Below are 20,656 nucleotides of genomic sequence, written 5' to 3'. Positions count from 1 at the left end.
GAGGCATCGTTCGGCGACGAAAAATCGGCACATTCCAATCCCCAACAATCACCGCCCACGCTACAGCCACACCGCGGACAGCGGATGGACGAAACGTTCTGCCTATAGAAACATCACGGGCCTTTGCCAGTTCGTCACCGGAGGCGCGCAACATGAACATGTGGGATCGAAAATCGGGAGAGCATCAGCCCTGCTCTACCTGTTGCGGCACGTCCTCGTCGCGGCGCGGCTTTCTCGCTGGCGCCGGTGCGCTTGGCCTCGCCTCGGCCATTCCGACCGCTGCGGTACTCGGACAGACCAGGCCGGCGCTGATCGATACCCATCTTCATTTCTATCCGCCCGAATATCAAAGGCTCTGGCTCGGCTACGAAGACGCACGCAAGCAGCCGCACTTTCCCGGCCAGGTGGCCTGGACCCGCGAGAAGCTCGTCGAGGACATGGACCGCAATGGCATACGCACAGGCATCCTGTCGGTCGCCTCCACGCCCGGCGTGTGGTTCGACCTCGGGCCGGCGGAAGCCGGCCGGCTCGCGCGCGCCTGCAACGAGTACGCGGCGGACATGATGCGCGACCAGCCGGGCCGTTTCGGCCTGTTCGCGACCTTGTCGATGCAGGACGTCGATGCCACGCTCAGGGAGATCGAATATGCGTTCGACACGCTGAAAGCGGACGGGATCGGGCTGCAAAGCAGCTACGGCGACAAATGGCTCGGCAATGCCGCCTACAGGCCGGTGTTCGAGGAGTTGAACCGTCGCAAGGCGGTCGTTTATGTGCATCCACTGGTCGCGAGTTGCTGTAGTGGGCTCAGCGTCGGTACGTTTCCGGCGGTGATCGAAGTCCCGCACGACACCACACGCACCGTGACGAGCCTTCTGCTCAGCGGCGCATTCGCCCGCCATCGCGACATCAAATGGCTGTTCTCGCACGCCGGCGGCACGATCCCGATGATGGCCGGGCGCATCAATTCGTTCTATGGGGCGCGGCCCGACCTGAAGGAGTTTGCGCCGGAAGGAATCGAAGGCGAGCTACGCCGGCTTCACTACGACACCGCGAATGCGACTTTCGCGCCATCCATGGCCGCGCTGCTCAAGCTCGTACCCGCCTCCCAGATCACCTATGGCAGCGATTATCCGTATTTCGGCCTTGGCCAGTTCGCGCAATTGCAGAAGCTTGGCCTCCCGACAGAGGATCTCGATGCGATCGGCCATCAGAACGCGACACGTCTCGTTCCCCGGCTGCAGGGTTAGCGCATCATCCGGAAAAGCGTGGCACGGGCTTCGGCTGGGCCTTGCGGCGGCGCCGGAGGCATGGCGCCATAGACGCTGCTACGGCCTGCTTCGCAGTGAAGGAATGTTGCGGCGACCGCGTCGGAATACAATCGCGCCGAGGTCGGGCTCAGCCGATCGGCCGACAACAGCGCACCCGTCGCGACCAAAGCGGACGACAATGCGTTGAACAGTCCCTGAGAGGCAATCGGATCGAACGCCATCGCCGCATCGCCCACTGCAATCCAACCTTCGCCCGCAGCCTCCGAGAGGAGGCAAGCGGACGCGTCCACGCTGAGCAGTGCATCTCCAGCCGGTGCTCCGGATCTGCGAATGCGCCATATCTGCACACGCCCTTGCGGTCCACGGATGCGGTAAGACCAGGTCGGTCCATCGCTGCTGTATTCGAGCCACGATGCGGAACCGGCCGGCTCACCATCAGCCGCATCCTCGATCAGTTCGGCGACCATGCGATCCCGGGCGGCCACGCGCGCGCCCCGGCGCCGCGCAATCGCGGCGGCGCGCCCCGTTGCATCGACAACGATCTCCGCAAGGACGAGCTTCGTCTGAGCGCTATCACTCGCGCGACAGATAACGCCGCGGTCCGGCGTGACGCCGATTGCGCGCAGCCCGCAGAACGCAACCCCGACAGCGACAGCCTCGTCGCGAAGGCGTTCGTCGAAACGGGCGCGATCGACTACATACCCGACGCGGCAGGGATGACGCAGAAAGTCCTCGTAGTCCGACGCGCCCGAACGGTGTGTTCGCCGAATCCCGAGACAGGCTCGGGCGATCGTCGGATCGTCGAGCAGATGTTCAAGTCCTACCGCCGCGACAGTGGCGAGCGAGGCTGGAGCAAGGAGCTCAAGCCGCGTCGTCGGCATAACGCCGGAATCTGCGATAATAACCGTGCGGCCCCTAAGGGCCAGCAGGCGTGCGGCGGTCAAGCCGGCAGGTCCGGCGCCGACCACGAGACAGTCGGTGCGCAGCACGTCCAAGGTCAGATCTCGCCCGGGCGATAGGTCCGCTTCGGCGGGGGAGCCGTCTTGCGGGCGCCACGCCGCAGCGCCAGGCCCGCTGTCGTCTGCGGCAGGAAAAGGCTCTCCATGTCTTCGACCGCGTGGTACTTCGGATCGGCCGTGACATCGATCGGCCCGTTGCTGTCGCTGCGTCCCTGCTCGACGCGCAGATCCTGCACCGGCAGAGATGCAGGCGCGTTCTTCACCGGCAACACCATGCCGAGCTCGGACCATTCCGCAATCATGTTCGACAGGCGGTCATAGTAATCGTTGCCGCGGATGTCGCGCAGCCAGTCGACCCGGTTCATCAGGTGCTTGAAGGTCTGTTGTTGCGTCGCCTGGCCGAGAGGCGCGATGGCGGCCGCACGCAGATAGTTTCCATCCGCCAGAACCTGATCCGGGGCACGCGGTCCCCAGAACGTCGGCATCGACAGGAACGTCGACGGGAAGTAGTCCGCCGCCGAATTGCACGAGGTATGATCGGTCTGCCAGGGCACGCCGAGGAAACGGGTGAGGCAGCCTGCGGCAACACCGTCGTGTGGGCCGTTCGCGCCGGTGCAGACCGTCGGCGTGAGAGTACCCCCGAAGTCCTGCCGCGCTGGTTGCTCACCGGCCAAGACCTTCAGGCGATACGCCGATGCCCACATCAGCGGAATCCGCATCACCCATGTCATCTCCATCGCGGGATGGAATGGGCCGCCGAGACAATCGTGCAAGGATGCGCGCTCGAGATGCACGACCTGGACCTCGGGAGGCAGGGCAGAGAAGTCGTGCGGCTGCGCCGGTTGGTGCGACGGCCCGTCGGCATCGAATGTTCCAGCAGCCCAGCGCTTGAGGTGCGCGTACTGGGTCTTCGTCACGGCAAGCAGCGAATTCGAAGGCTTCGGCGGACCTTCGAAGAATTGGTCGACCGCATCGCCGAACACCTGCGCTATCTGGTCTTCGATCAGTGCGCCGCCCGCGCCTGGATCGCGAAACAACGCCAGCACGGCCGTGCGCCACGCCGCATTCGCAGCAGACGCGTCGTTGAGCTTGGCGAGGACTTGCGCATTCTGCGCGTCGAGCGGCGAGCCAAAACCATGAACGACGAAGAGCCCGTGGTTGACCCATTGCAGTCCGGTCAGGCGCTGAAAGATCGGTTGCACATCGTTGACGAACGAGGTCTTGACCGGTCGTGGAATCCAGCCCTTGTCGTAGAACACCTCCCGCACCACGTCGTCCATCGTTACGAGACCGAACAGCCCCGGCGCGTAATTCGGCGGCGTGACGCAGACGTAGCCGGGCTCCGCATCGATCGGTGCATGCCCCGCAAATGTCACTTGCGCCCGCACCGGCCCGTCGCTGACGTCATCGTGCCAACCTGGATTGTTGGCGAAAGTCAGGGGCCGTGTCCCTCTGCGGAACGGCTGCGAAACTCCGTTACCGCCGAGGAAGATCAGCCGTCCGTCGCCGTCGGTGCGAAGCTCGCCGAGATAGACGGATGAGCCCCAGAACGCGCCATCGTCCAGCCTGATCGGGCCAGCCCCCTGCCCCGCAATGCTTCGCGGGGTTGGCGTGATGTCGAGCTTCCACCTGGCGTCCCGCAAAACCAGCTCGCGATTTCGCTGCAACGCGCTCTGGCTGAGCGGGCCGAGGTCCATTGCCTGGTTGAACTCGTACCAGCCGGCCTTGAGGTTTGCGATGCAGACGCGCCACTCGATCTTCGCGGATGCAGCGGTCACCTCCTGCACGCTGCCGTCCTTATGTGGGCGTAGATGCGGAAGCGCGCGGCTTGCCGCTTGATCTCGCCGTTCGCGGTGCGAAAGTCCTCGACAAAGCGAGCCGGCTGCTCCGGCGTCGTGCCGGGCAAGCTCGGCGCACCGCCGATCAACTCGGGGCCGATGACGTAGTCGTCGGCGCCTTGGGCATTGCCGACACGGGCGACGCCGATGGGCGGATAGACTTTCAGCGCTGCAATTGCGTTCGGATCGATCATCGTCTGACCTCGGCATCAAAAGGGATTGTCCAAAAAAGGAGGCGGTCCTCGATCGGCTCGAACTCCGAACGTGGCGGCGCAGTGCTCTGCGGAGCAGCTGCGGCGCCGAGCCCACGGGACTGAAAGCGATGCAACATCGAACGTCCTCCGCGCCAATAATTCGTCGCAGAACTTGCTGAGCCGGGGCCTTTCGCGACCGGCACCGACAACAGGCTATGTCAACCGCGCTGCGTCCAAATGACTGATCCGCAGGGTTCGCTTGATTCAATTATAGCGGGTAGTATATTATCAATGTAGACTTAAAGTCCACGCGACAGAGCGAAGCTCGTGTTGCGGGTCATCAAAGTCGGAGCAACATCATGTGCATGATGTGCGTGCATCGCGGCTCGGGCGTTCCCAGACTCAAACCTCGCAAACGCCGCCCGCTCGGCCTTGCTCAGCCGCAGACCGGCGTGCAGGTGCGTGGCGTCGAGATCGTCCAGTGCGTTCAGGACGTGACGAATTCGGTGCCGCTGGTCGCCGATAAGGCGACGCTCGTTCGCCTCTATCTTGAACCGACTTCGGTGTCGCAGCCCGGTCAGATCACCGCGGAAATTGCGTGGAGCCGGAGCGGCGGAGGCGACACGTTCCTCCCGGCCCTCAACTCGCTTCGGGTGGACCCGGGTTCGCCCTTCAGCCTCCGCGAACAGCGGGAAGACATCGACAAGAGCCTGAACTTCCGCCTGCCGGCCGCAGCCATCGGCGCGGGCACACTCAGCTTGCGCATCAGCCGCATCTTTCAGCCCGGAGGCGGCGACCTTCCGGCGGCGGCGTTCAACATCGCGCCCGTAACATTCACGGCGGCGCCGCCGCTCCGCATCCGGGTGATCGGTCTTCGATACAGGGCCGGCCCCACGACCGTCACTCCCGCTGCGGTCCACTTTTCGTATCTCAGGTCGTTTCTCAACCGCGCCTATCCTGTCGCCGCGCTCGAATGGTCCCACATGGTGGTGGACGCGGATTTTGCCGCGCCGTTCAACGACTCGACGGTCGATCTCGCCAATGCCCAGATCGCCGCGCTGCGAAGCCGCGAGGTGAGCAGCGGCGTCGACCCGCGCACGCACTATTACGGTCTCGTCGACGATAACGCGTCCAACAACTTCATGCGAGGAAAGGCGTTCGCCATTCCGGGCACGGCCCAGCCGGACACCGTCGCTTCCGGACCCGCGGGCGTGCCGAACGGTTTTGCCGGCGATCGCGACGCGTCATATGCCGACTGGTACGGCGCACACGAACTCGGACATACGTTCGGCCGGTTTCATCCGGGTTTTCCCCCCAACGCGCAGGACGCGAGCGATCCGACATTCCCTTATGAGAACGGCTGTATCAGCAAGCCGGACAACAAATATGTCGGTGTCGACACCGGGGATCACGAACTCGGCTTGCCGGCCGCTGCGTTGCCGGGGCTCACATATCACGACGTGATGACCTATGCAGACAACCAGTGGCTATCGGCGTACACTTACCAGGCGATCATGACCCGGCTTTTGGAAGAGGACGCCCTCGGTCCGCCGGTCGCCTAGGAGGATCCGATGAAGACCGAAATCAAGACCGGATCATTCGTTCACGTCGTCGCCACCATCAACAAGACCGCTGGTGACGGCAAGATCATGTATGTGAACCCGTCGGTCTCCACCATCGCGTCGGACGCCGCCACCGACAAGGACGTGGAGCTCGTGGCCTACGACGACAAAGGCAAGGAAGTTTATCGGGAGCCTGTCGTCATTCGCCGGTCGTCTGCCGAGCCCGACCGGCCGAACGAGGTCGGTCTGATTCAGGCGGACCTTCCGCGGGTGAGCGGCATGAAGTCGGTAAGCCTCCAGCTCAAGGGGAAGGAGATCAGCCGGTACGAGGCCGGGGCGGCACCTCCCGGGCCGGCCGCAGGCGCCACCTTCGGACTTGAGCTCGCCGGGGCTGCGGCAGCCAGCCGGCGACCATTGAAGATCGACCAGCTCGGCGGATTGCAGCCCGTCGCCGGCGTAACCTACTCGGTCCAGGTCAAGCCGGACAACAGGTCGACGTGGGACACGATTGCAGTGAGTCGTCCCACCCCCGAGGTGGACGTCGATCGCAATCAGTTCGCCGGCGCCAAACGTGCCGCGGTACGCGTGTTGCGGACGACCGGATTCGACGAAGAAATCATCGCGGAAGACACGGTCGACTTGAAGTAGTCGGTTCGCAAGGAGCCTGCGCGTCCTTACCGACGGCATCGCACATTGATCCCGTCGAGGTCCGGGCCGGATACGCCGTCGACGCTTGATCTAGATCAAACCCGCCGCGGCAATGCCATCCCGGAATGGGTGCGGCCGCGCAGGAAGCGCCGCCCGCAAGCCAAGGAGATGATCGATCATGACATCCTCGAATTCCCTGCGTACCTTCGTTCTCGCCGGAGCCGGCGCCCTGCTATCAGGCACAATCGCTCAGGCAGGGCCGATCCCGACGCATCTTTCGACGATGAAATCGATGGTCGATCAGACCACGACTGAGGTGCGCTGGGTCGGCGGCTGGCGCGGCGGCTATGGCTATCGCGGTGTCGGCTGGGGTTATCGCGGAGGCTGGGGTTATCGCGGCTACGGCTATCGCGGCTACGGTTATCGCGGCCTCGGTTACGGTGTGGTCGCCGGCGCGGTCGTCGGCGGCGCAATCGCGCGGAGCGCCTATTACGGCGGCTATGGCGGGTCCTACGGTGGCTACTATGGCGGTTATCCCGCCTACGGCTACGGCTACCCGGCCGCATCGTATTACGGCTATGGCGGCGGCGACTATGGCTATGGCTATTTCGGCGACAATTGCGCGCCCTCCGGCAGCTACTGGGCCTACTAGCGGGAAACGGATTCGCCGCTTCGGAGGATGGCTCGCCGCGGTCCGCCATTTCCCGACGAGCCAATTCACCTCTGCGCCGGCGGGCGAGTGCACCTCATCCCTCGCCCGCCGGCGGGACGACATACAAGGTCAGCGCGAACACCGCGTAGATGAAGATCATCAGGGCGCCGACGAACCATGCCGAGCGTCCACTGGTGGTGATGAAGGTCGCCGTGACCGTTGCGATCATCACCATGGTGACGGCGCCGGGCCAGAACTGAAGGTTCATCGGGTCCGACGACATAGCTGAGCAGCACCAGCACTTTCCAATTTCAGGACAAGAACCGGAGTTCGACGCAGGGAGACGACGCCTAGACATTGCAGCGATCGCAAGCCGATCCATGATTCCTGCAAAAGAAAGGTGTTCTTCGATGAGCAAGCAAGATGATAACAAGGCCGTCGTCGGTCGTTGGTTCACCGAATTCTGGGGCAAGACCGTCAATCTCGGCGTCATCGACGAGATCGCCGCTCCCGACATGCTGCTCAAATATTCGCTGCATGAGCCCCGTCGCGGCCGCGCCGATATCAAGGCGTTCATGACCGACTTCCGCGCTGCGTTTCCCGATCTCAACTTCTGGGGCACCGCGGACCTGATCGCCGAGGGCGAATACGTCGTCGGTCAATGGGAAGGCGGCGGCACTCACACCGGGCCGGCGTTCAACGATTTCCTGGCCGGCCAATTGCCGCCGGCGACAGGCCGCAAGATGCACTTCACGGGCACCACGGTGCTGAAGGTGATCGACGGCAAGATTGTCGAGGAGATTGGCCTGGACGATGGCGTCGCCGCGCTGACGCAGCTCGGGTTGCTGAAAGCCGCGGCCTGATCGGAACGCTTCCGCACCACCGGTAGATCCGATGTCGTTGAACGAGGCCCGCACATCGTGTGGGCCTCGCCTGCTTTTGCAGCGCCAGACGGTGCCGTCGGAAATCGGGTGGCAGCGCCTCCGGTTATGTGGAAACTCCGGGCTATGACCGCAGCACCCATTCAGTTCCGGAAGCAGATGCCCCCGTCGGTCGCGGATGATCCGCGATGGGCCCGCATCCTCGCGCGCGACAAGGGCGCAGATGGCCAGTTCTGGTACTCGGTTTCAACGACCGGGGTCTATTGCCGGCCGTCCTGTCCGTCGCGCACCGCAAACCCGAAGAATGTCCAGCTTCACGACTGCCTGGCGAGTGCCAGGGCGACAGGATTTCGGCCGTGCCGGCGTTGCAATCCGGACGGGCCCTCGGTCGAGGCCGGGAATGCCACGCTGGTCGCCAAGGCGTGCCGCATCATCGAGGCCAGCGAGGAGGAGCCGTCGCTGGAGCAGTTGGCCGAGGCGGTCGGCTTGAGCCCCGGCTATTTTCATCGCGTCTTCAAAGCTGCCACCGGGTTGACGCCGAAGAGCTATGCCGCCGAATTCCGTGCCAGGAAGGTTCGTGAAGGTCTGGTGTCCTGCAATTCCGTCACTGAGGTAATGTACGACGCCGGCTTCAATTCGAGTGGCCGGTTCTACGAGAAGTCGACGGGAATGCTCGGCATGACGCCATCGCGATATCGCGCCGGAGGGGCCAACGAGGAGGTCAGGTTCGCGGTCGGTCAAAGTTTTCTCGGCCCTATCCTGGTCGCATCGAGCAGGAAGGGCGTCGTTGCGGTTCTTCTCGGGGATGACGCGGAGGAGTTGGTCCACGATCTTCAGGATCGCTTCCCCAAGGCGCGCCTGATCGGCGCTGACCATGACTATGAGGCGATGGTGGCGCAGGTGGTCGGCTTCGTCGAAGCGCCGGAGATCGGTCTCGATCTGCCGCTCGATATTCGCGGCACCGCGTTCCAGCAGCGAGTCTGGCAAGCGCTTCAGGACATTCCTGCAGGTAGCACCGTCCGCTATGCGGAGATCGCGCAGCGGATCGGAGCTCCCAACGCTGTGCGCGCCGTGGCAGGTGCTTGTGCGGCAAACAATATCGCGGTCGCGATTCCGTGCCACCGCGTGATCCGCAACGACGGATCGACCTCCGGATATGCCTGGGGCGTGGAGCGCAAGCGCGCCCTGCTGGACAGGGAAGCCTCGCGAGCCACCTGAACAGCGCCGCGCGGCAGGATGCCGTCGGCCCGCATTTGCTTCGCGAGTCATCGGAGATTTTCTCAGTTTGAAAGCAAACATCGGAGCTTGGACAGGAGCGCGTGCGCGTAGCTTCGATCATGAGGACAAATACTTGCAGCCTCTTGTCGATGCTGCGGGCACGGCGAGCGCGGCCAGTCCGATCATCGCCATTGAGGTGACGGATATCGAGAGCGTAGAAAAGCATCGGCACGCGGGCACAGCGTCGGCACTCCGCTTCTTCGCCTCAAATTCGAAGACGAGTTCGATTTGAGAGCAGGATCCGGAGTGGCCGCCGGCGGCGCCCCGTCCAAGCTACCCGTCTCGATGACAAGGGACCGGAGGAGCGATGTCGCTAGCCAGTTTCAACGCGATTGCAGCCGCGCGCGGCGATGGACTGGATCCGAAGCTGCGCGAGATGCTCGAGCAGACTGCCACGTCGCCACATGCCGAGATGGTGGTGCGGTCCGATGGAATGTTCCAGGCCGGACCGAGTCCGAGATCCGAACAAGCGGAGATGGTGTCGGCAGTTGTGGCCGGGCTACAGAGGCTCGTCGCGATCCGGACAACGTGAGGAGGACGTCAGAGCAGCGTAGCATTGTGCCAGTGTTTTGCCCGACGGGTCAACGTCGTCGCAGCACAGGATGTCGTCGCGACGCGCTCCGAAAATCCCTTATCGATCAAGGAGCCTTCTACTGTGCATGGGGTTGTTTTTCGAGTTTTTGTGTTGGCCCCCAAAAAAATCGCAGGCATCCGCGACGATGGCTCACTCCGCCTGCAAGATCTCCGCAATCGCAGCACCTGCCGCGATCGTGCCGAGCTTGCCGCCGATATCGCGCGTCGCCCTGCCCTCGCGAAGCGCCTTCGCCACCGCGGCTTCGATCGCACGCGCCGCTTCCTCGTAGCGGGCGGCGCCACTCTTCTCGCCATGCCAGGCCAGCAGCAACGCGGTCGACAGGATCAGCGAGATCGGATTGGCGACGTCCTGTCCCGCGATGTCAGGGGCCGAGCCGTGCGCGGCCTGCGCCATCGCGTAGCGATCACCGACATTGAGCGAGCCGCCGAGGCCAAGGCTGCCGGAGAGCTCGGCCGTGAGATCGGACAGGATGTCGCCGAACATATTGGTGGCGACGATGACGTCGAAGCGATCGGGGTTGCGCACCACATGCGCCATCATGGCGTCGACCAGGATGTCGTCGACCTCGAGGCCGGGATAGCCCTTCACCGCCGCGCGGCAGATGTCGAGAAACATGCCGTCGCCGAGTTTCAGCACATTGGCCTTGTGCACGATGGTCAGATGCTTCCGCCGCTTCATCGCCAGACGGCAGGCGGCGTGCGCGATACGCTCGCAGCAGAGGCGCGTGATCCGGCGCAGCGAGATCACGACGTCGGGCGTGACCAGCATCTCGCCATTGCCCTGCTCCATGTTGCGGTCGGCGTAGAACCCTTCGGTGTTCTCGCGCACGACGACGAGGTCGAACTCGCCGAGGCGGCCGGGCCGCCCCGCATAGGTTCGCGCCGGCCGGACATTGGCGTAGAGGTCGAGGCTCTTGCGAAAGTGCCTGGACGGATTGATCTCGCCATGCGCCTCGTCCTTGAAGTCGAAGGTCGCGGTCGGCCCCAGGATCAGGCCGTCGGCGGCGCGGACGATGTCGAGCAGCTCGGGGCGCACCGTCGTGCCGAACCGTTTCAGGCTCGCATGCCCGACCGCGTGCTCCTCAAGCCGCAAGTCGAGCTGGAAGCGCTCGGAGGCCGCGCGCAGCACACCCGATGTGGCGGTCGTGATCTCCGGTCCGATGCCGTCACCGGGCAGAACGACGATTTGCATGGTGATCCCCTTAGATTGCAGCAGCTGGCGCGATCATACGCCAGCCGCCGGCCGCATCGCCTGACCTTCGCGCATACACAGCATGCAAGCATATGCCTGTGGAAGCGGCCTTCGGCGTAGTACATGCCGAAAGTCCGCTTTCACCTCGCCGCCGGAGCAACGCGCCAGGCAATGACAATCACGTTACCTGCCGCCGCGCGCGAGCCCGACCATCCCATTGCCGACGGCCTTCCGGCCACGCAGCGGCGCTGGGCGATCGCCGCCATCTTCACCGCGCTGGCGATGGCCTCCCTCGACACCGCGATCGCCAATATCGCGCTGCCAGCCATTGCCGCCGATTTGCATGTCACGCCGGAGCAATCGGTCTGGGTCGTCAACGTCTACCAGATCGCGCTGGTGGCCACTTTGCTGCCGCTCGGTGCGCTCGGCGAGATCGTCGGGCACCAGCGCATCTATCTCGGCGGCCTGATCCTGTTCACCATCGCCTCGCTGTTCTGCGCCGTGGCATGGTCGCTGGACAGCCTGCTGGTCGCGCGCACGCTGCAGGGCCTGGGCGCCAGCGGCATCATGAGCGTCAACACGGCGCTGGTGCGCTTCGTCTATCCCGGCCGGATGCTCGGCCGCGGTTTTGGCCACAACGCGCTCGTGGTCGCAACCGCCTTCACCTTCGGTCCATCGATCGCCTCTGCCATCCTCGCATTCGGCCCGTGGCCGTGGCTGTTCGCGGTCAACATCCCGTTCGGTCTCGTCGCGATCGGCATCGGCTATGCGATGCTGCCGAAGACGCCGCGCGCCGATCACGGCTTTGATTTTCTCGGCGCGGTCCTGGCGTCCGCCTGCCTCGGCCTGTTCATCACGGGCATCGGCAGCGCCGCGCACAATCTATCGCCTGTCGTCGTGGGCATCGAGCTGATCACGGCCCTCGCCCTCGGCTTCATCCTGACGCGCCGGCATGCCGACCATCCCGCGCCGATGCTGCCGATCGACCTGTTCAGCCGGCCGATGTTCGCACTGTCGGCGGCGACCGCGGTGTGCTCGTTCGCCGTGCAGGGCCTCGCCTTCGTCTCGCTGCCGTTCTATTTCGAGGACGTGCTCGGGCGTTCGCAGGTCGAGACCGGCTTCTTCATGACGCCCTGGCCGCTGGTGGTCGGCATCATGGCGCCGATCGCGGGGCGCCTCTCCGACCGGCACGCGGTCGGCCTGCTCGGCGGCATCGGGCTCGTGCTGCTCGGCCTCGGCATGGCATTGCTCGCGATGCTCCCGTCCAATCCTGCCATCCCCGACATCATCTGGCGGATGGTGATCTGCGGCATGGGGTTCGGCTTCTTCCAGGCGCCGAACATGAAGGCGGTGATGTCGAGCGCGCCGCCGCACCGCAGCGGCAGCGCCTCCGGCATCGTCGCCACCGCACGCCTGACGGGCCAGACCACGGGCGCGGCGCTCGCCGCCCTCTGCTTTGCGCTGGCCGGCCATAACGGCGCAACCGTCGCGCTGGCCCTCGGCGCCGGCTTTGCCGCGCTCGGCAGCGTCATGAGCTTCTTGCGGCTGGCGGTGAAGTAAGCCTTCAGGCCAGGTGCCGGGCCGCGGTGGTGTCGAGCGTCGCAGCGGTCGGGATGACCGTCTCGTCATCGAGCGCGGCGAGGCGCCCGTCGATGGCTTCGATGACCTTGCGCGAGAACGGCCCGAGATGCGCATAGGCGGCAATCATCTGTACGGCAATGCGCGCCGATGAGGTGTCGCGCTTGGCGCAGTTCATGAAGGTCTGCCACAGCGGCCCGCGCGCTTCGGGAAGGGCGGTGACAACGCGGTGCACCGTCTCCATCGCCCCGACCCGCGAGCGGATGTCGCCCTCGGCGAGCTCGGGGCGCTGCCTGGATCGGTCGAGCAGCGTCATCAGGCGGTCAACGCGTCCTGCGTAGGCGGCGGGGCTGTAGATGTGCTCCAGCACCCGCTTGTAGTCCGTCAGGATGTCGCGCAACGGGCGGAGCGTATCGAAGTTGATGCCGTCCGTGCACTGATCGGCGCCGATGGTCGGCGCCAGATCGTGGCCCGGATGCAGCCGGCCTTCACGCTCGAGTCGGCGCGTGAGCTGCGTGTTCGGCAAGGCATAGAGCAGGCCGACCATGGCGACGGGAATGGCGGCCTCCTCGATGAAATCGATCATCGCCTCCGCCATCGAGACCTTCTCGCTGTCGAAGCCGACGATGAAGCCCGCAGTGACGAGCATGCCGGCGGCATAGATCTTGTGGATGCTCTCGGCGATGTTGCGCCGCGTGTTCTGCTTCTTCCGCATCGCGACCAGCGTTGCAGGGTCCGGACTTTCGATGCCGACGAAGATGCCGAAGAAATTGGCCGCGCCCATCAGCTCCAATAGCTCGGGATCGTCGGCCAGATTGACCGAAGCCTCGGTGGACAATTCGAAGGGATAGCCGTGTGCGCGCTGCCATTCGGCGAGCTGGGGCAGAAACTGCCTCAGCGACTTCTTGTTGCCGATGAAATTGTCGTCGACGAAGTCGAGATGGCCGCGGTAGCCCATGCGGTAGAGCGTCTCGAGCTCGACGAACATCTGCTCGACCGTCTTGGTGCGCGGTACACGGCCGTAGAGCTCGATGATGTCGCAGAACTCGCAGGTGAATGGGCAGCCGCGCGAATATTGCACACCGAGATAGAGATAGTCCTCGAACTTCAGGAGATCGAAGCGTGGCACCGGAGTCTTTGTCACGTCGGCCTGGAATTTCGGCGCAGTGAAGAGGCCGGAGCGGGCCCCGCTTTCCCAGGCCGCGATGAATTCGTCGATGACGCTTTCGGCCTCGCCGAGCACCCGGAAGTCGGCCCGTTCGTAGACATGGGGGCTCGACGTCGGATCGGGGCCGCCGACGACCACCGGCTTGCCGGCGGCGCGGCAGAGTTCGATCAGGCGCAGCGTATCGGCCTGCTGCGGCAGCATGCCGCCGGTGAAGACGACATCGGCCCAGGCGAGATCCTCGTCAGCGAGGGGCTGGGTGTTGCAGTCGATCAGCCGGACCGTCCAGTCCTTCGGCAACATCGCGGCCACCGTGATCAGGCCGAGGGGGGCTGCCGGGCGCCGGACGCCCATCAATTTGCAGGACTCACCAAAGCTCCAAAACGACTCCGCGAGGAAGAGCGGATAGAGCATCAGCACGTTGCAGGGGGTCGCCACGTTCATGGAACTCCTTTTGAATCGGGTGCACTGTAGCAAAGCGTTTCCGTCTTGCACCCCGGCAAAAGGGACAAACTGTCGCTGCAACGCAGCGCCGATCGGCCCTGGAACCGGCATTCACGTCGTCTCAAGCTGCGCACTGGCGCCGACGGAGGTGTCGCTAAGCCGCCTGGTCCTGAGCAGCTGCCGGCGGCTGCATGTAACACCACCCTGCCCACGATCATCCCCCGGCCGGGAAAATCTTCGTTGGCCACCCCTCGGACTATTGATTTGAACAGTTCCAATTTGCCAGACACATTGTTCCCTGAGTCTAATCGGTGGATTGGGCCAATAAGGGGACTTTGCGATGGCAAACCTAACAATCAACGGAAAAACCTTCACGCTCGACGTGGAGCCCGATACGCCGCTGCTCTGGGCGATTCGTGAGAATGCCGGCCTGACCGGCACCAAATATGGCTGCGGCATTGCGCAATGCGGCGCCTGCACCGTTCACATGGACGGCGTTGCCATCCGTTCCTGCGGGATTTCGGTCAGCGAAGCCGAAGGCAAGAAGATCACCACGATCGAGGGGCTTGGGTCCGGCGACACGCTGCACAAGGTGCAGGCAGCCTGGATCGCCAAGGACGTTCCGCAATGTGGCTATTGCCAGAGCGGCATGATCATGGCGGTGGCCGCGCTCCTCGCCGAAAAGCCGAAGCCGACCGATGCCGACATCGACGAGGCCATCACCAATATCTGCCGCTGCGGCACCTTCCAGCAGGTGCGCGAAGCGATCCACACGATCGCCAGCGCCTGAGGAGCCGCCCCATGAACAAGCATGTTTCTCCCAAGATGAACCGTCGTGCCTTCGTCATCGGCACCGCCGCTGTCGGTACCGGCCTCGCCATCGGGCTCGATCTCCCCTTCGGTGGCCCCGCCGTGGTCCGCGCGGCCGACGGCTCGCCGGAAGTCAACGCCTGGGTCGTGGTCAGGCCCGATGACACCGTCGTGATCCGCATCGCCCGCTCCGAGATGGGCCAGGGCTCGCTCACCGGCCTCGCCCAGCTGGTCGCCGAGGAACTCGAATGCGACTGGTCGAAGGTCACGACCGAATATCCGACCCCCGGCCAGAGCGTCGCCCGCAAGCGCGTCTGGGGCGATTTCTCGACCGGCGGCAGCCGCGGCATCCGCTCGTCGCAGGACTATGTCCGCAAGGGCGGCGCCATCGCGCGCGTGATGCTGATCGAGGCCGCCGCGAACGAGTGGAAGGTGCCGGCCTCTGAATGCACCGTCGCCAAGGGCGTCATCACCCACAAGGCGTCGGGCAAGACGACGACTTACGGCAAGGTCGCCGAAGCCGCCGCCAAGCTGACGCCGCCCGCGGACGTCAAGCTCAAGGATCCCAAGGACTGGACCATCGCAGGCAAGGGCCTGTTGCGGCTCGATACCGCCGACAAGACCACCGGCACGATGATCTACGGCATCGACGTCAAGCTGCCGGGCATGCTGAACGCCGCAATCAAGGACTGCCCGGTGTTTGGCGGCAAGCTGAAGAGCTATGACGAAGCCAAGATCACCGGCATGAAAGGCGTCAAGAAGGTCGTCAAGGTCGGCGACACCGCGGTTGCGGTCGTTGCCGACACCTGGTGGCACGCCAAGACCGCGCTGGAAGCGCTGCCGATCGTCTGGGACGAGGGCGAAAACGCCAAGGTCTCCAGCGAGTCGATTGCGAAGTGGCTGGCCGAAGGCCTCGACGACGCGCAGCCGGCCTATGTCGGCAACAAGAACGGCGACGCCAAAGCCGCGATTGCCGGCGCAGCGAAGAAGGTCGAAGCCGTCTACAACTACCCCTACCAGAACCACGCCACGATGGAGCCGATGAACGCCACCGCGCTCTACACGGCGGACAAATGCGAGGTCTGGTGCGGCACGCAGAACGGCGAGGCCGTCTTCGCGGCGGTGCTGGAGGCTTCCGGCCTGCCGGCAGAGAAGTGCGACATGTACAAGGTGATGCCCGGCGGCGGCTTCGGCCGGCGCGGCCAGACCGACTACGTCCGCCAGGCGGTCATGATCGCCAAGCAGATGCCGGGCACGCCGATCAAGCTGTTGTGGTCGCGCGAAGAGGACATGGCGCACGGCAGGTATCACCCGATCACCCAGTGCAAGATGACCGGCGCGTTCGACGCCAACAACAACCTGATCGCGCTGCACTACCGCCTGTCCGGGCAGTCGATCCTGTTCTCGCTCCGCCCCGAAGCGCTGCAGAACGGCATGGATCCGGCCGCATTCCAGGGCGTCGCCCAGTCCGGCGAAGCCGCGTTCGGATATTCGGTGCCGAACCTCCTGATCGAGCATGCGATGCGCAACCCGCACGTTCCGCCCGGCTTCTGGCGCGGCGTGAACGTCAATCACAACGCGATCTACATGGAATGCTTCATGGACGAGCTGGCCCAGGCCGCAGGCCAGGACCCACTCGAATTCCGCCGCAAGCTGATGGGCAATCATCCCAAGCATCTGGCGGTGCTCAATGCCGTCGCCGAGAAGATCGGCTGGGACAAGCCGGCGCCGCAGGGCGTCTATCGCGGCATCGCGCAGGTCATGGGCTATGGCAGCTATGTCGCCGGCGCCGCCGAGATCTCGGTGACCGACGGCAACAAGGTCAAGGTGCATCGCATCGTCGCCTCCACCGATCCCGGCTACGTCGTCAATCCGGCGCAGGTGGAGCGGCAGATCGCCGGCTCCTTCGTCTATGGCCTCTCCGCGCTGTTCTACGGCGGCTGCACCGTCAAGGACGGCAAGATCGAGCAAACCAACTTCGACACCTACAACTCGATGCGCATCAACGAGATGCCGAAGGTGGAATCGGTGATGGTGCCGAGCGGCGGGTTCTGGGGCGGCGTCGGCGAGCCGACCATCGGCGTCGCGGCGCCGGCGGTGCTCAACGCCTATTTCGCGGCGACGGGCAAGCGCATCCGCTCGGTGCCGCTGCGCGACCAGAACATCACCTTCGCCTGAGAAACGCCGCGGCGGCTGCAACGGCCGCCGCGGCATTTTTGCCTGGATGATCCTGATGACCACGCGCCCGGTGACACGGCGGAATGCCGTGCTCGGCATCACCGCGGCCGCCGCAACGCTGGCGCGGCCATCGGTCCTGCGTGCGCAATCGGCAGCACGTGTCGTCGTGGTCGGCGGCGGGTTCGGCGGCGCGGCCTGCGCCCGCGCGCTGAAACGCGCGCGTGAAGACCTGCAAATCATCCTGATCGAGCCCAGCGCGGTCTTCACCTCCTGCCCCTTCAGCAACGAGGTGATTGCAGGCCTGCGTGAGATCGACGCGCAGCAATTCGACTATGACAAGCTCGCCGCCGAGGGCATCACCGTGATCGGCCAGGCCGTGACCACAATCGAGCCGCAGCGGCGCGGCGTCGTGACGACCGACGGCGTCGCGCTGCCCTATGACCGTCTCGTGCTCTCGCCCGGCATCGACTTCCATTTCGAGGCCCTGCCCGGCTATGACGAGGCGGCATCCGAAAAAATGCCGCACGCCTGGAAGGCCGGCGCGCAGACGCTGCTGCTGCGCAGGCAGCTGGAGGCGATGGCGGATGGTGGCACGGTCGCCATCGCCATCCCGGCCAATCCCTCGCGCTGCCCGCCGGCGCCCTACGAACGCGCCAGCCTGATCGCGCATTACCTGAAGACGAAGAAGCCGCGCTCGAAGGTGCTGGTCCTCGATGCCAAGGACAATTTTTCGCAGCAGCGGCTGTTCGAGAAGGCGTGGAAGGAGCTCTATGGCGACATGATCGAGCGCATCGCGCTGTCACAGGGCGGTCGCGTCACCTCGGTCGATCCTTCGACAAGGACCATCATCACCGAGTTCGGCAACTACACGCCTGATGTCGCCAACGTCATCCCGCCGCAACGCGCCGGCCGCATCGCCGAGATCGCGGGCGCGGCGGATGCGACCGGCTGGTGCCCGATCGATCCCGTGACCTTCGAGTCGAAGCTCGTCCCGAACATCCATGTCATCGGCGATGCCTGCCTCGGCGGCGGCATTCCCAAATCGGCGTCGGCCGCGAGCGCACAGGGCAAGGCCTGCGCCGCCGCCATCCTCAACCTGTTCGCAGGCCGCGCGCCGGAAGCGCCGCGGCTGACCGGCATCTGCTACAACACCGCCGCGCCCGGCTACGGCTTCTCGCTCGCCGGCAATTACCAGCCCAGGGGCGACATCTTTGCCGAGGTCGAGGGCGGCGCGACCAGCCCGGTCGACGCACCGCGCGAGCTGCGCGCCCGCGAGGCGGCTGAAGCCGAGCGCTGGTTTCAAACCATCACGGCGGACACCTTTGGCTAGAGCATTCCTTCATACCGCGGCGCTGATCGCCGCCGGCCTTGCCCTGGCTTGTGGAGCAAGAGCCGACGAGCTCGTGCCCTACAGAATCATCGGTGACACCATTCCGGAGCCACTCACGGGCACGCCGGGCGATCCCGCGCGCGGCCGCGCGCTGGTGGTGGCGCGCACCACGACCTGCATCCTCTGCCATTCCGGTCCGTTCCCGGAGGTACGGTTCCAGGGTGATCTTGCGCCCGATCTCACCGGCACCGGGAACTGGTGGTCGGCGGGCCAGTTGCGGCTGCGGCTGGTCGATGCATCGCGCTACAACCCGCAGACCATCATGCCGTCCTATTACCGCAACGACGGGCTGGTCCGGGTCGGGCGCAATTTTGCCGGCAAGCCGATATTATCCGCCGCGGAGATCGAAGACATCGTGGCCTTTCTTGTAACGCTTCGGAACTAGCTTCATGCCGACCACGCGACGACAATTCCTCAGTATTGCAGGCGGCGCGACGGTCGCCGGGACGATTCCGATCGTCACGCTGCGGCCGCTGGAAGCGACGCCCGCGATGCTCAGCACCGCCATCCGCAACGTCGTCGGCGAAGCCCAGATTCGCACCGGCAAGATCAAGCTCGACATTCCGCCGCTGGTCGAGAACGGCAACACGGTGCCTATGACGGTGAGCGTCGCAAGCCCGATGACGGCAAACGACTACGTCAAGAGCATCCACGTCTTCAACGAGAAGAACCCGCAGCCGAACATCGGCAATTTCTATCTCAACCCCGCCTCGGGCCGCGCCCAGGTCTCGACCCGAATCCGGCTCGCCGACACCCAGAAGGTGGTGGCAATCGCACGCCTGTCCGATGACACGTTCTGGCAGGTCGCCGCCGACATCGTCGTGACGCTGGCCGCCTGCACCGAGGAGATGAACTGATGGCCGCGCTCATCAACGTTCCGGCAAAAGCCAAACGCGGTGATGTCATCGAGATCCGCACGCTGACCTCGCACATCATGGAAACGGGCTTCCGCCACACCGCGGACGGCGCGCTGGTGCCGCGCGACATCATCACGAGTTTTACGTGCCGCTACAATGGCACCGAAGTCTTCCGTGCCGACCTGTTTCCGGCGACCGCGGCCAACCCATATCTCTCCTTCTTCACGGTCGCGAAGGAGAGCGGCAAGTTCGAATTCGAATGGATCGGCGACAACGGCTATTCGTCGACCGCATCGGCCTCGATCACCGTCGAATGATCTTTTGGCGCGCGATAGCGGCGGCAACATTGCTGGCCGCGGCCCCTGCGCTGCTCGCCGGCGAAATTCCGCCGGACGCGCGCCGCTCCGGCTATTCGTTCATGGGGCCGGACACGCGCGCGATGCAGGATGACGACACGTCCAATCCGGGCATGCTTTTCGTGCTCGACGGCGGCGCGCTCTGGGCGAAAAAGGCCGGCAGCGCCGACAAGGCCTGTGCGGACTGCCATGGCGATGCAACGACCAGCATGAAGGGCGTCGCGGCGCGCTATCCGGCCTTCGACAAGGCGCTGGCGCGCCCCGTCACCCTCGACCAGCGCATCAACCTCTGCCGCGCCAATCATCAGCAGGCGCCGGCGCTGCCCTACGAGAGCCGCGACCTCCTGGCGCTGTCCGCCTTCGTCGCCCACCAGTCCCGCGGCGTCGCGATTACGGCCGGCGATGATCCGGAGCTGAAGCCTTTCGTGGCGCAGGGCCGCGACCTCTTCATGCAGCGCGAGGGCCAGCTCAACCTCGCCTGCACCAATTGCCACGACGACAATTTCGACAAGCGTCTTGCGGGCTCGCCGATCACGCAAGGGCAGCCGACCGGCTATCCGCTCTACCGCCTGGAGTGGCAGACGTTGGGGTCGATCGAGCGCCGGTTGCGCAGTTGCATGACCGGCGTACGCGCCCAGGCCTATGATTACGGTGCGCCCGAGCTGGTCGCGCTTGAACTCTACCTGATGTCGCGGGCGCACGGCCTGCCGATGGAGACGCCTGCCGTGCGTCCCTGAGTCCGCAGATTAGGACTAGGCAGGCGTTGCACGGCCGTTAGTATCCCTCCCAAACAAAATGAATCAGAGGGAGGG

Annotated in this window: 20 protein-coding genes and 1 pseudogene; 15 read left to right on the top strand and 6 right to left on the bottom strand. The window is 64.8% G+C overall.

All coding sequences use genetic code 11. The annotated features are described in order from the left end of the window. Positions 1-152: 152 nt before the first annotated feature. Positions 153-1,247, top strand: a complete 1,095-nt coding sequence (locus tag AB7008_RS15885; protein WP_441259042.1) for an amidohydrolase family protein — start codon at positions 153-155, stop codon at positions 1,245-1,247. Here the strand turns inward: AB7008_RS15885 and AB7008_RS15880 are convergent. From AB7008_RS15880 to AB7008_RS15870, 3 genes are read right to left on the bottom strand one after another with little or no spacing between them, the layout of a single operon-like run. Next, positions 1,244-2,257 (bottom strand): NAD(P)/FAD-dependent oxidoreductase, encoded by a 1,014-nt coding sequence (locus AB7008_RS15880; protein WP_441261208.1) that lies wholly within the window; start codon positions 2,255-2,257, stop codon positions 1,244-1,246. The two genes, AB7008_RS15885 and AB7008_RS15880, sit on opposite strands and share 4 nt — an antisense overlap. 8 nt (positions 2,258-2,265) lie before the next feature. Further along, a complete protein-coding gene (locus AB7008_RS15875) occupies positions 2,266-4,014 on the bottom strand; it encodes a LodA/GoxA family CTQ-dependent oxidase (protein ID WP_441259041.1) in 1,749 nt (582 codons plus the stop codon). Next, entirely contained in the window at positions 4,002-4,259 is a 258-nt protein-coding gene (locus AB7008_RS15870) for a LodA/GoxA family CTQ-dependent oxidase (RefSeq protein ID WP_441259040.1), read from the bottom strand. The genes AB7008_RS15875 and AB7008_RS15870 overlap by 13 nt, the downstream gene beginning before the upstream one ends. A gap of 506 nt (positions 4,260-4,765) precedes the next feature. Between AB7008_RS15870 and AB7008_RS15865 the strand changes: the two genes are divergently transcribed. From AB7008_RS15865 to AB7008_RS15855, 3 genes are all read left to right on the top strand, one after another. Then, a complete protein-coding gene (locus AB7008_RS15865) occupies positions 4,766-5,821 on the top strand; it encodes a zinc-dependent metalloprotease (RefSeq protein ID WP_248881889.1) in 1,056 nt (351 codons plus the stop codon). Between the two features lie 9 nt (positions 5,822-5,830). Next, entirely contained in the window at positions 5,831-6,469 is a 639-nt protein-coding gene (locus AB7008_RS15860) for a hypothetical protein (protein ID WP_028156983.1), read from the top strand. Positions 6,470-6,647: 178 nt separating this feature from the next. Further along, positions 6,648-7,121, top strand: coding sequence for a hypothetical protein (locus AB7008_RS15855; protein ID WP_041955922.1), 474 nt, complete (start codon positions 6,648-6,650; stop codon positions 7,119-7,121). 94 nt (positions 7,122-7,215) lie between these two features. Here AB7008_RS15855 and AB7008_RS15850 read toward each other — a convergent pair. Next, positions 7,216-7,423, bottom strand: a pseudogene (locus tag AB7008_RS15850) (calcium/proton exchanger); the annotation flags it as partial. Positions 7,424-7,531: 108 nt separating this feature from the next. Here AB7008_RS15850 and AB7008_RS15845 point away from each other — a divergent pair. The 3 genes from AB7008_RS15845 to AB7008_RS15835 all read left to right on the top strand — a co-directional run bounded on the left by AB7008_RS15845 (position 7,532) and on the right by AB7008_RS15835 (position 9,812). Next, entirely contained in the window at positions 7,532-7,984 is a 453-nt protein-coding gene (locus AB7008_RS15845; RefSeq protein ID WP_304493249.1) for an ester cyclase, read from the top strand. A 144-nt stretch (positions 7,985-8,128) separates the two neighbouring features. After that, a complete protein-coding gene (gene ada, locus AB7008_RS15840) occupies positions 8,129-9,220 on the top strand; it encodes a bifunctional DNA-binding transcriptional regulator/O6-methylguanine-DNA methyltransferase Ada (RefSeq protein ID WP_304493248.1) in 1,092 nt (363 codons plus the stop codon). A gap of 367 nt (positions 9,221-9,587) precedes the next feature. Continuing rightward, a complete protein-coding gene (locus tag AB7008_RS15835; protein ID WP_304493247.1) occupies positions 9,588-9,812 on the top strand; it encodes a hypothetical protein in 225 nt (74 codons plus the stop codon). A 192-nt stretch (positions 9,813-10,004) separates the two neighbouring features. Here AB7008_RS15835 and AB7008_RS15830 read toward each other — a convergent pair whose 3' ends face one another. Next, complete coding sequence (locus AB7008_RS15830; protein WP_441259039.1) at positions 10,005-11,066, bottom strand: isocitrate/isopropylmalate dehydrogenase family protein; 1,062 nt, start codon at positions 11,064-11,066, stop codon at positions 10,005-10,007. 171 nt (positions 11,067-11,237) lie between these two features. On the opposite strand from AB7008_RS15830, the gene AB7008_RS15825 reads away from it, so the two are divergent. After that, on the top strand, positions 11,238-12,626 hold the full coding sequence (locus tag AB7008_RS15825) for an MFS transporter (RefSeq protein ID WP_441261207.1): 1,389 nt from the start codon (positions 11,238-11,240) through the stop codon (positions 12,624-12,626). Between the two features lie 4 nt (positions 12,627-12,630). Here the strand turns inward: AB7008_RS15825 and AB7008_RS15820 are convergent, their stop codons facing one another. Beyond that, complete coding sequence (locus AB7008_RS15820; protein WP_041955932.1) at positions 12,631-14,253, bottom strand: B12-binding domain-containing radical SAM protein; 1,623 nt, start codon at positions 14,251-14,253, stop codon at positions 12,631-12,633. A gap of 340 nt (positions 14,254-14,593) precedes the next feature. On the opposite strand from AB7008_RS15820, the gene AB7008_RS15815 reads away from it, so the two are divergent. From AB7008_RS15815 to soxA, 7 genes are read left to right on the top strand one after another with little or no spacing between them, the layout of a single operon-like run. Beyond that, positions 14,594-15,043 carry a (2Fe-2S)-binding protein gene (locus tag AB7008_RS15815; RefSeq protein WP_441259038.1) on the top strand — a complete coding sequence of 150 codons (450 nt, stop codon included), beginning with the start codon at positions 14,594-14,596 and terminating at the stop codon, positions 15,041-15,043. An 11-nt stretch (positions 15,044-15,054) separates the two neighbouring features. Then, entirely contained in the window at positions 15,055-17,241 is a 2,187-nt protein-coding gene (locus tag AB7008_RS15810; protein ID WP_441259037.1) for a molybdopterin cofactor-binding domain-containing protein, read from the top strand. 46 nt (positions 17,242-17,287) lie between these two features. Then, the gene (locus tag AB7008_RS15805; protein ID WP_441259036.1) at positions 17,288-18,571 is read left to right on the top strand and encodes an FCSD flavin-binding domain-containing protein; all 1,284 of its coding nucleotides are present in this window, start codon (positions 17,288-17,290) and stop codon (positions 18,569-18,571) included. After that, a complete protein-coding gene (soxX, locus tag AB7008_RS15800; protein ID WP_441259035.1) occupies positions 18,564-19,016 on the top strand; it encodes a sulfur oxidation c-type cytochrome SoxX in 453 nt (150 codons plus the stop codon). Before AB7008_RS15805 ends, soxX begins: the two co-directional genes overlap by 8 nt. A gap of 4 nt (positions 19,017-19,020) precedes the next feature. After that, on the top strand, positions 19,021-19,488 hold the full coding sequence (locus AB7008_RS15795) for a SoxY-related AACIE arm protein (RefSeq protein WP_248881882.1): 468 nt from the start codon (positions 19,021-19,023) through the stop codon (positions 19,486-19,488). After that, positions 19,488-19,805, top strand: a complete 318-nt coding sequence (soxZ, locus tag AB7008_RS15790) for a thiosulfate oxidation carrier complex protein SoxZ (protein WP_248881881.1) — start codon at positions 19,488-19,490, stop codon at positions 19,803-19,805. Before AB7008_RS15795 ends, soxZ begins: the two co-directional genes overlap by 1 nt. Then, positions 19,802-20,581, top strand: a complete 780-nt coding sequence (soxA, locus tag AB7008_RS15785) for a sulfur oxidation c-type cytochrome SoxA (RefSeq protein ID WP_441259034.1) — start codon at positions 19,802-19,804, stop codon at positions 20,579-20,581. The genes soxZ and soxA overlap by 4 nt, the downstream gene beginning before the upstream one ends. The last annotated feature ends 75 nt before the right edge of the window (positions 20,582-20,656 follow it).

This window comes from Bradyrhizobium sp. 521_C7_N1_3, assembly GCF_052075975.1.
GTDB classification, from domain to species: domain Bacteria; phylum Pseudomonadota; class Alphaproteobacteria; order Rhizobiales; family Xanthobacteraceae; genus Bradyrhizobium; species Bradyrhizobium japonicum.
The sequence above is the reverse complement of the archived record's forward strand: the minus strand, read 5'-3'. Positions and strand labels throughout refer to the sequence as shown.

Excerpts from the sequence above, each read along its gene's own strand:
- AB7008_RS15860 (WP_028156983.1), top strand. The coding sequence starts at position 5,831 with ATGAAGACCGAAATCAAGACCGGATCATTCGTTCACGTCGTCGCCACC.
- AB7008_RS15855 (WP_041955922.1), top strand. The coding sequence starts at position 6,648 with ATGACATCCTCGAATTCCCTGCGTACCTTCGTTCTCGCCGGAGCCGGC.
- AB7008_RS15825 (WP_441261207.1), top strand. The coding sequence starts at position 11,238 with ATGACAATCACGTTACCTGCCGCCGCGCGCGAGCCCGACCATCCCATT.
- AB7008_RS15805 (WP_441259036.1), top strand. The coding sequence starts at position 17,288 with ATGATCCTGATGACCACGCGCCCGGTGACACGGCGGAATGCCGTGCTC.
- AB7008_RS15815 (WP_441259038.1), top strand. The coding sequence starts at position 14,594 with ATGGCAAACCTAACAATCAACGGAAAAACCTTCACGCTCGACGTGGAG.
- AB7008_RS15830 (WP_441259039.1), bottom strand. The coding sequence starts at position 11,066 with ATGCAAATCGTCGTTCTGCCCGGTGACGGCATCGGACCGGAGATCACG.
- AB7008_RS15870 (WP_441259040.1), bottom strand. The coding sequence starts at position 4,259 with ATGATCGATCCGAACGCAATTGCAGCGCTGAAAGTCTATCCGCCCATC.
- soxZ (WP_248881881.1), top strand. The coding sequence starts at position 19,488 with ATGGCCGCGCTCATCAACGTTCCGGCAAAAGCCAAACGCGGTGATGTC.
- AB7008_RS15885 (WP_441259042.1), top strand. The coding sequence starts at position 153 with ATGAACATGTGGGATCGAAAATCGGGAGAGCATCAGCCCTGCTCTACC.
- AB7008_RS15835 (WP_304493247.1), top strand. The coding sequence starts at position 9,588 with ATGTCGCTAGCCAGTTTCAACGCGATTGCAGCCGCGCGCGGCGATGGA.
- AB7008_RS15845 (WP_304493249.1), top strand. The coding sequence starts at position 7,532 with ATGAGCAAGCAAGATGATAACAAGGCCGTCGTCGGTCGTTGGTTCACC.
- AB7008_RS15795 (WP_248881882.1), top strand. The coding sequence starts at position 19,021 with ATGCCGACCACGCGACGACAATTCCTCAGTATTGCAGGCGGCGCGACG.
- ada (WP_304493248.1), top strand. The coding sequence starts at position 8,129 with ATGACCGCAGCACCCATTCAGTTCCGGAAGCAGATGCCCCCGTCGGTC.
- AB7008_RS15820 (WP_041955932.1), bottom strand. The coding sequence starts at position 14,253 with ATGAACGTGGCGACCCCCTGCAACGTGCTGATGCTCTATCCGCTCTTC.
- AB7008_RS15810 (WP_441259037.1), top strand. The coding sequence starts at position 15,055 with ATGAACAAGCATGTTTCTCCCAAGATGAACCGTCGTGCCTTCGTCATC.
- soxA (WP_441259034.1), top strand. The coding sequence starts at position 19,802 with ATGATCTTTTGGCGCGCGATAGCGGCGGCAACATTGCTGGCCGCGGCC.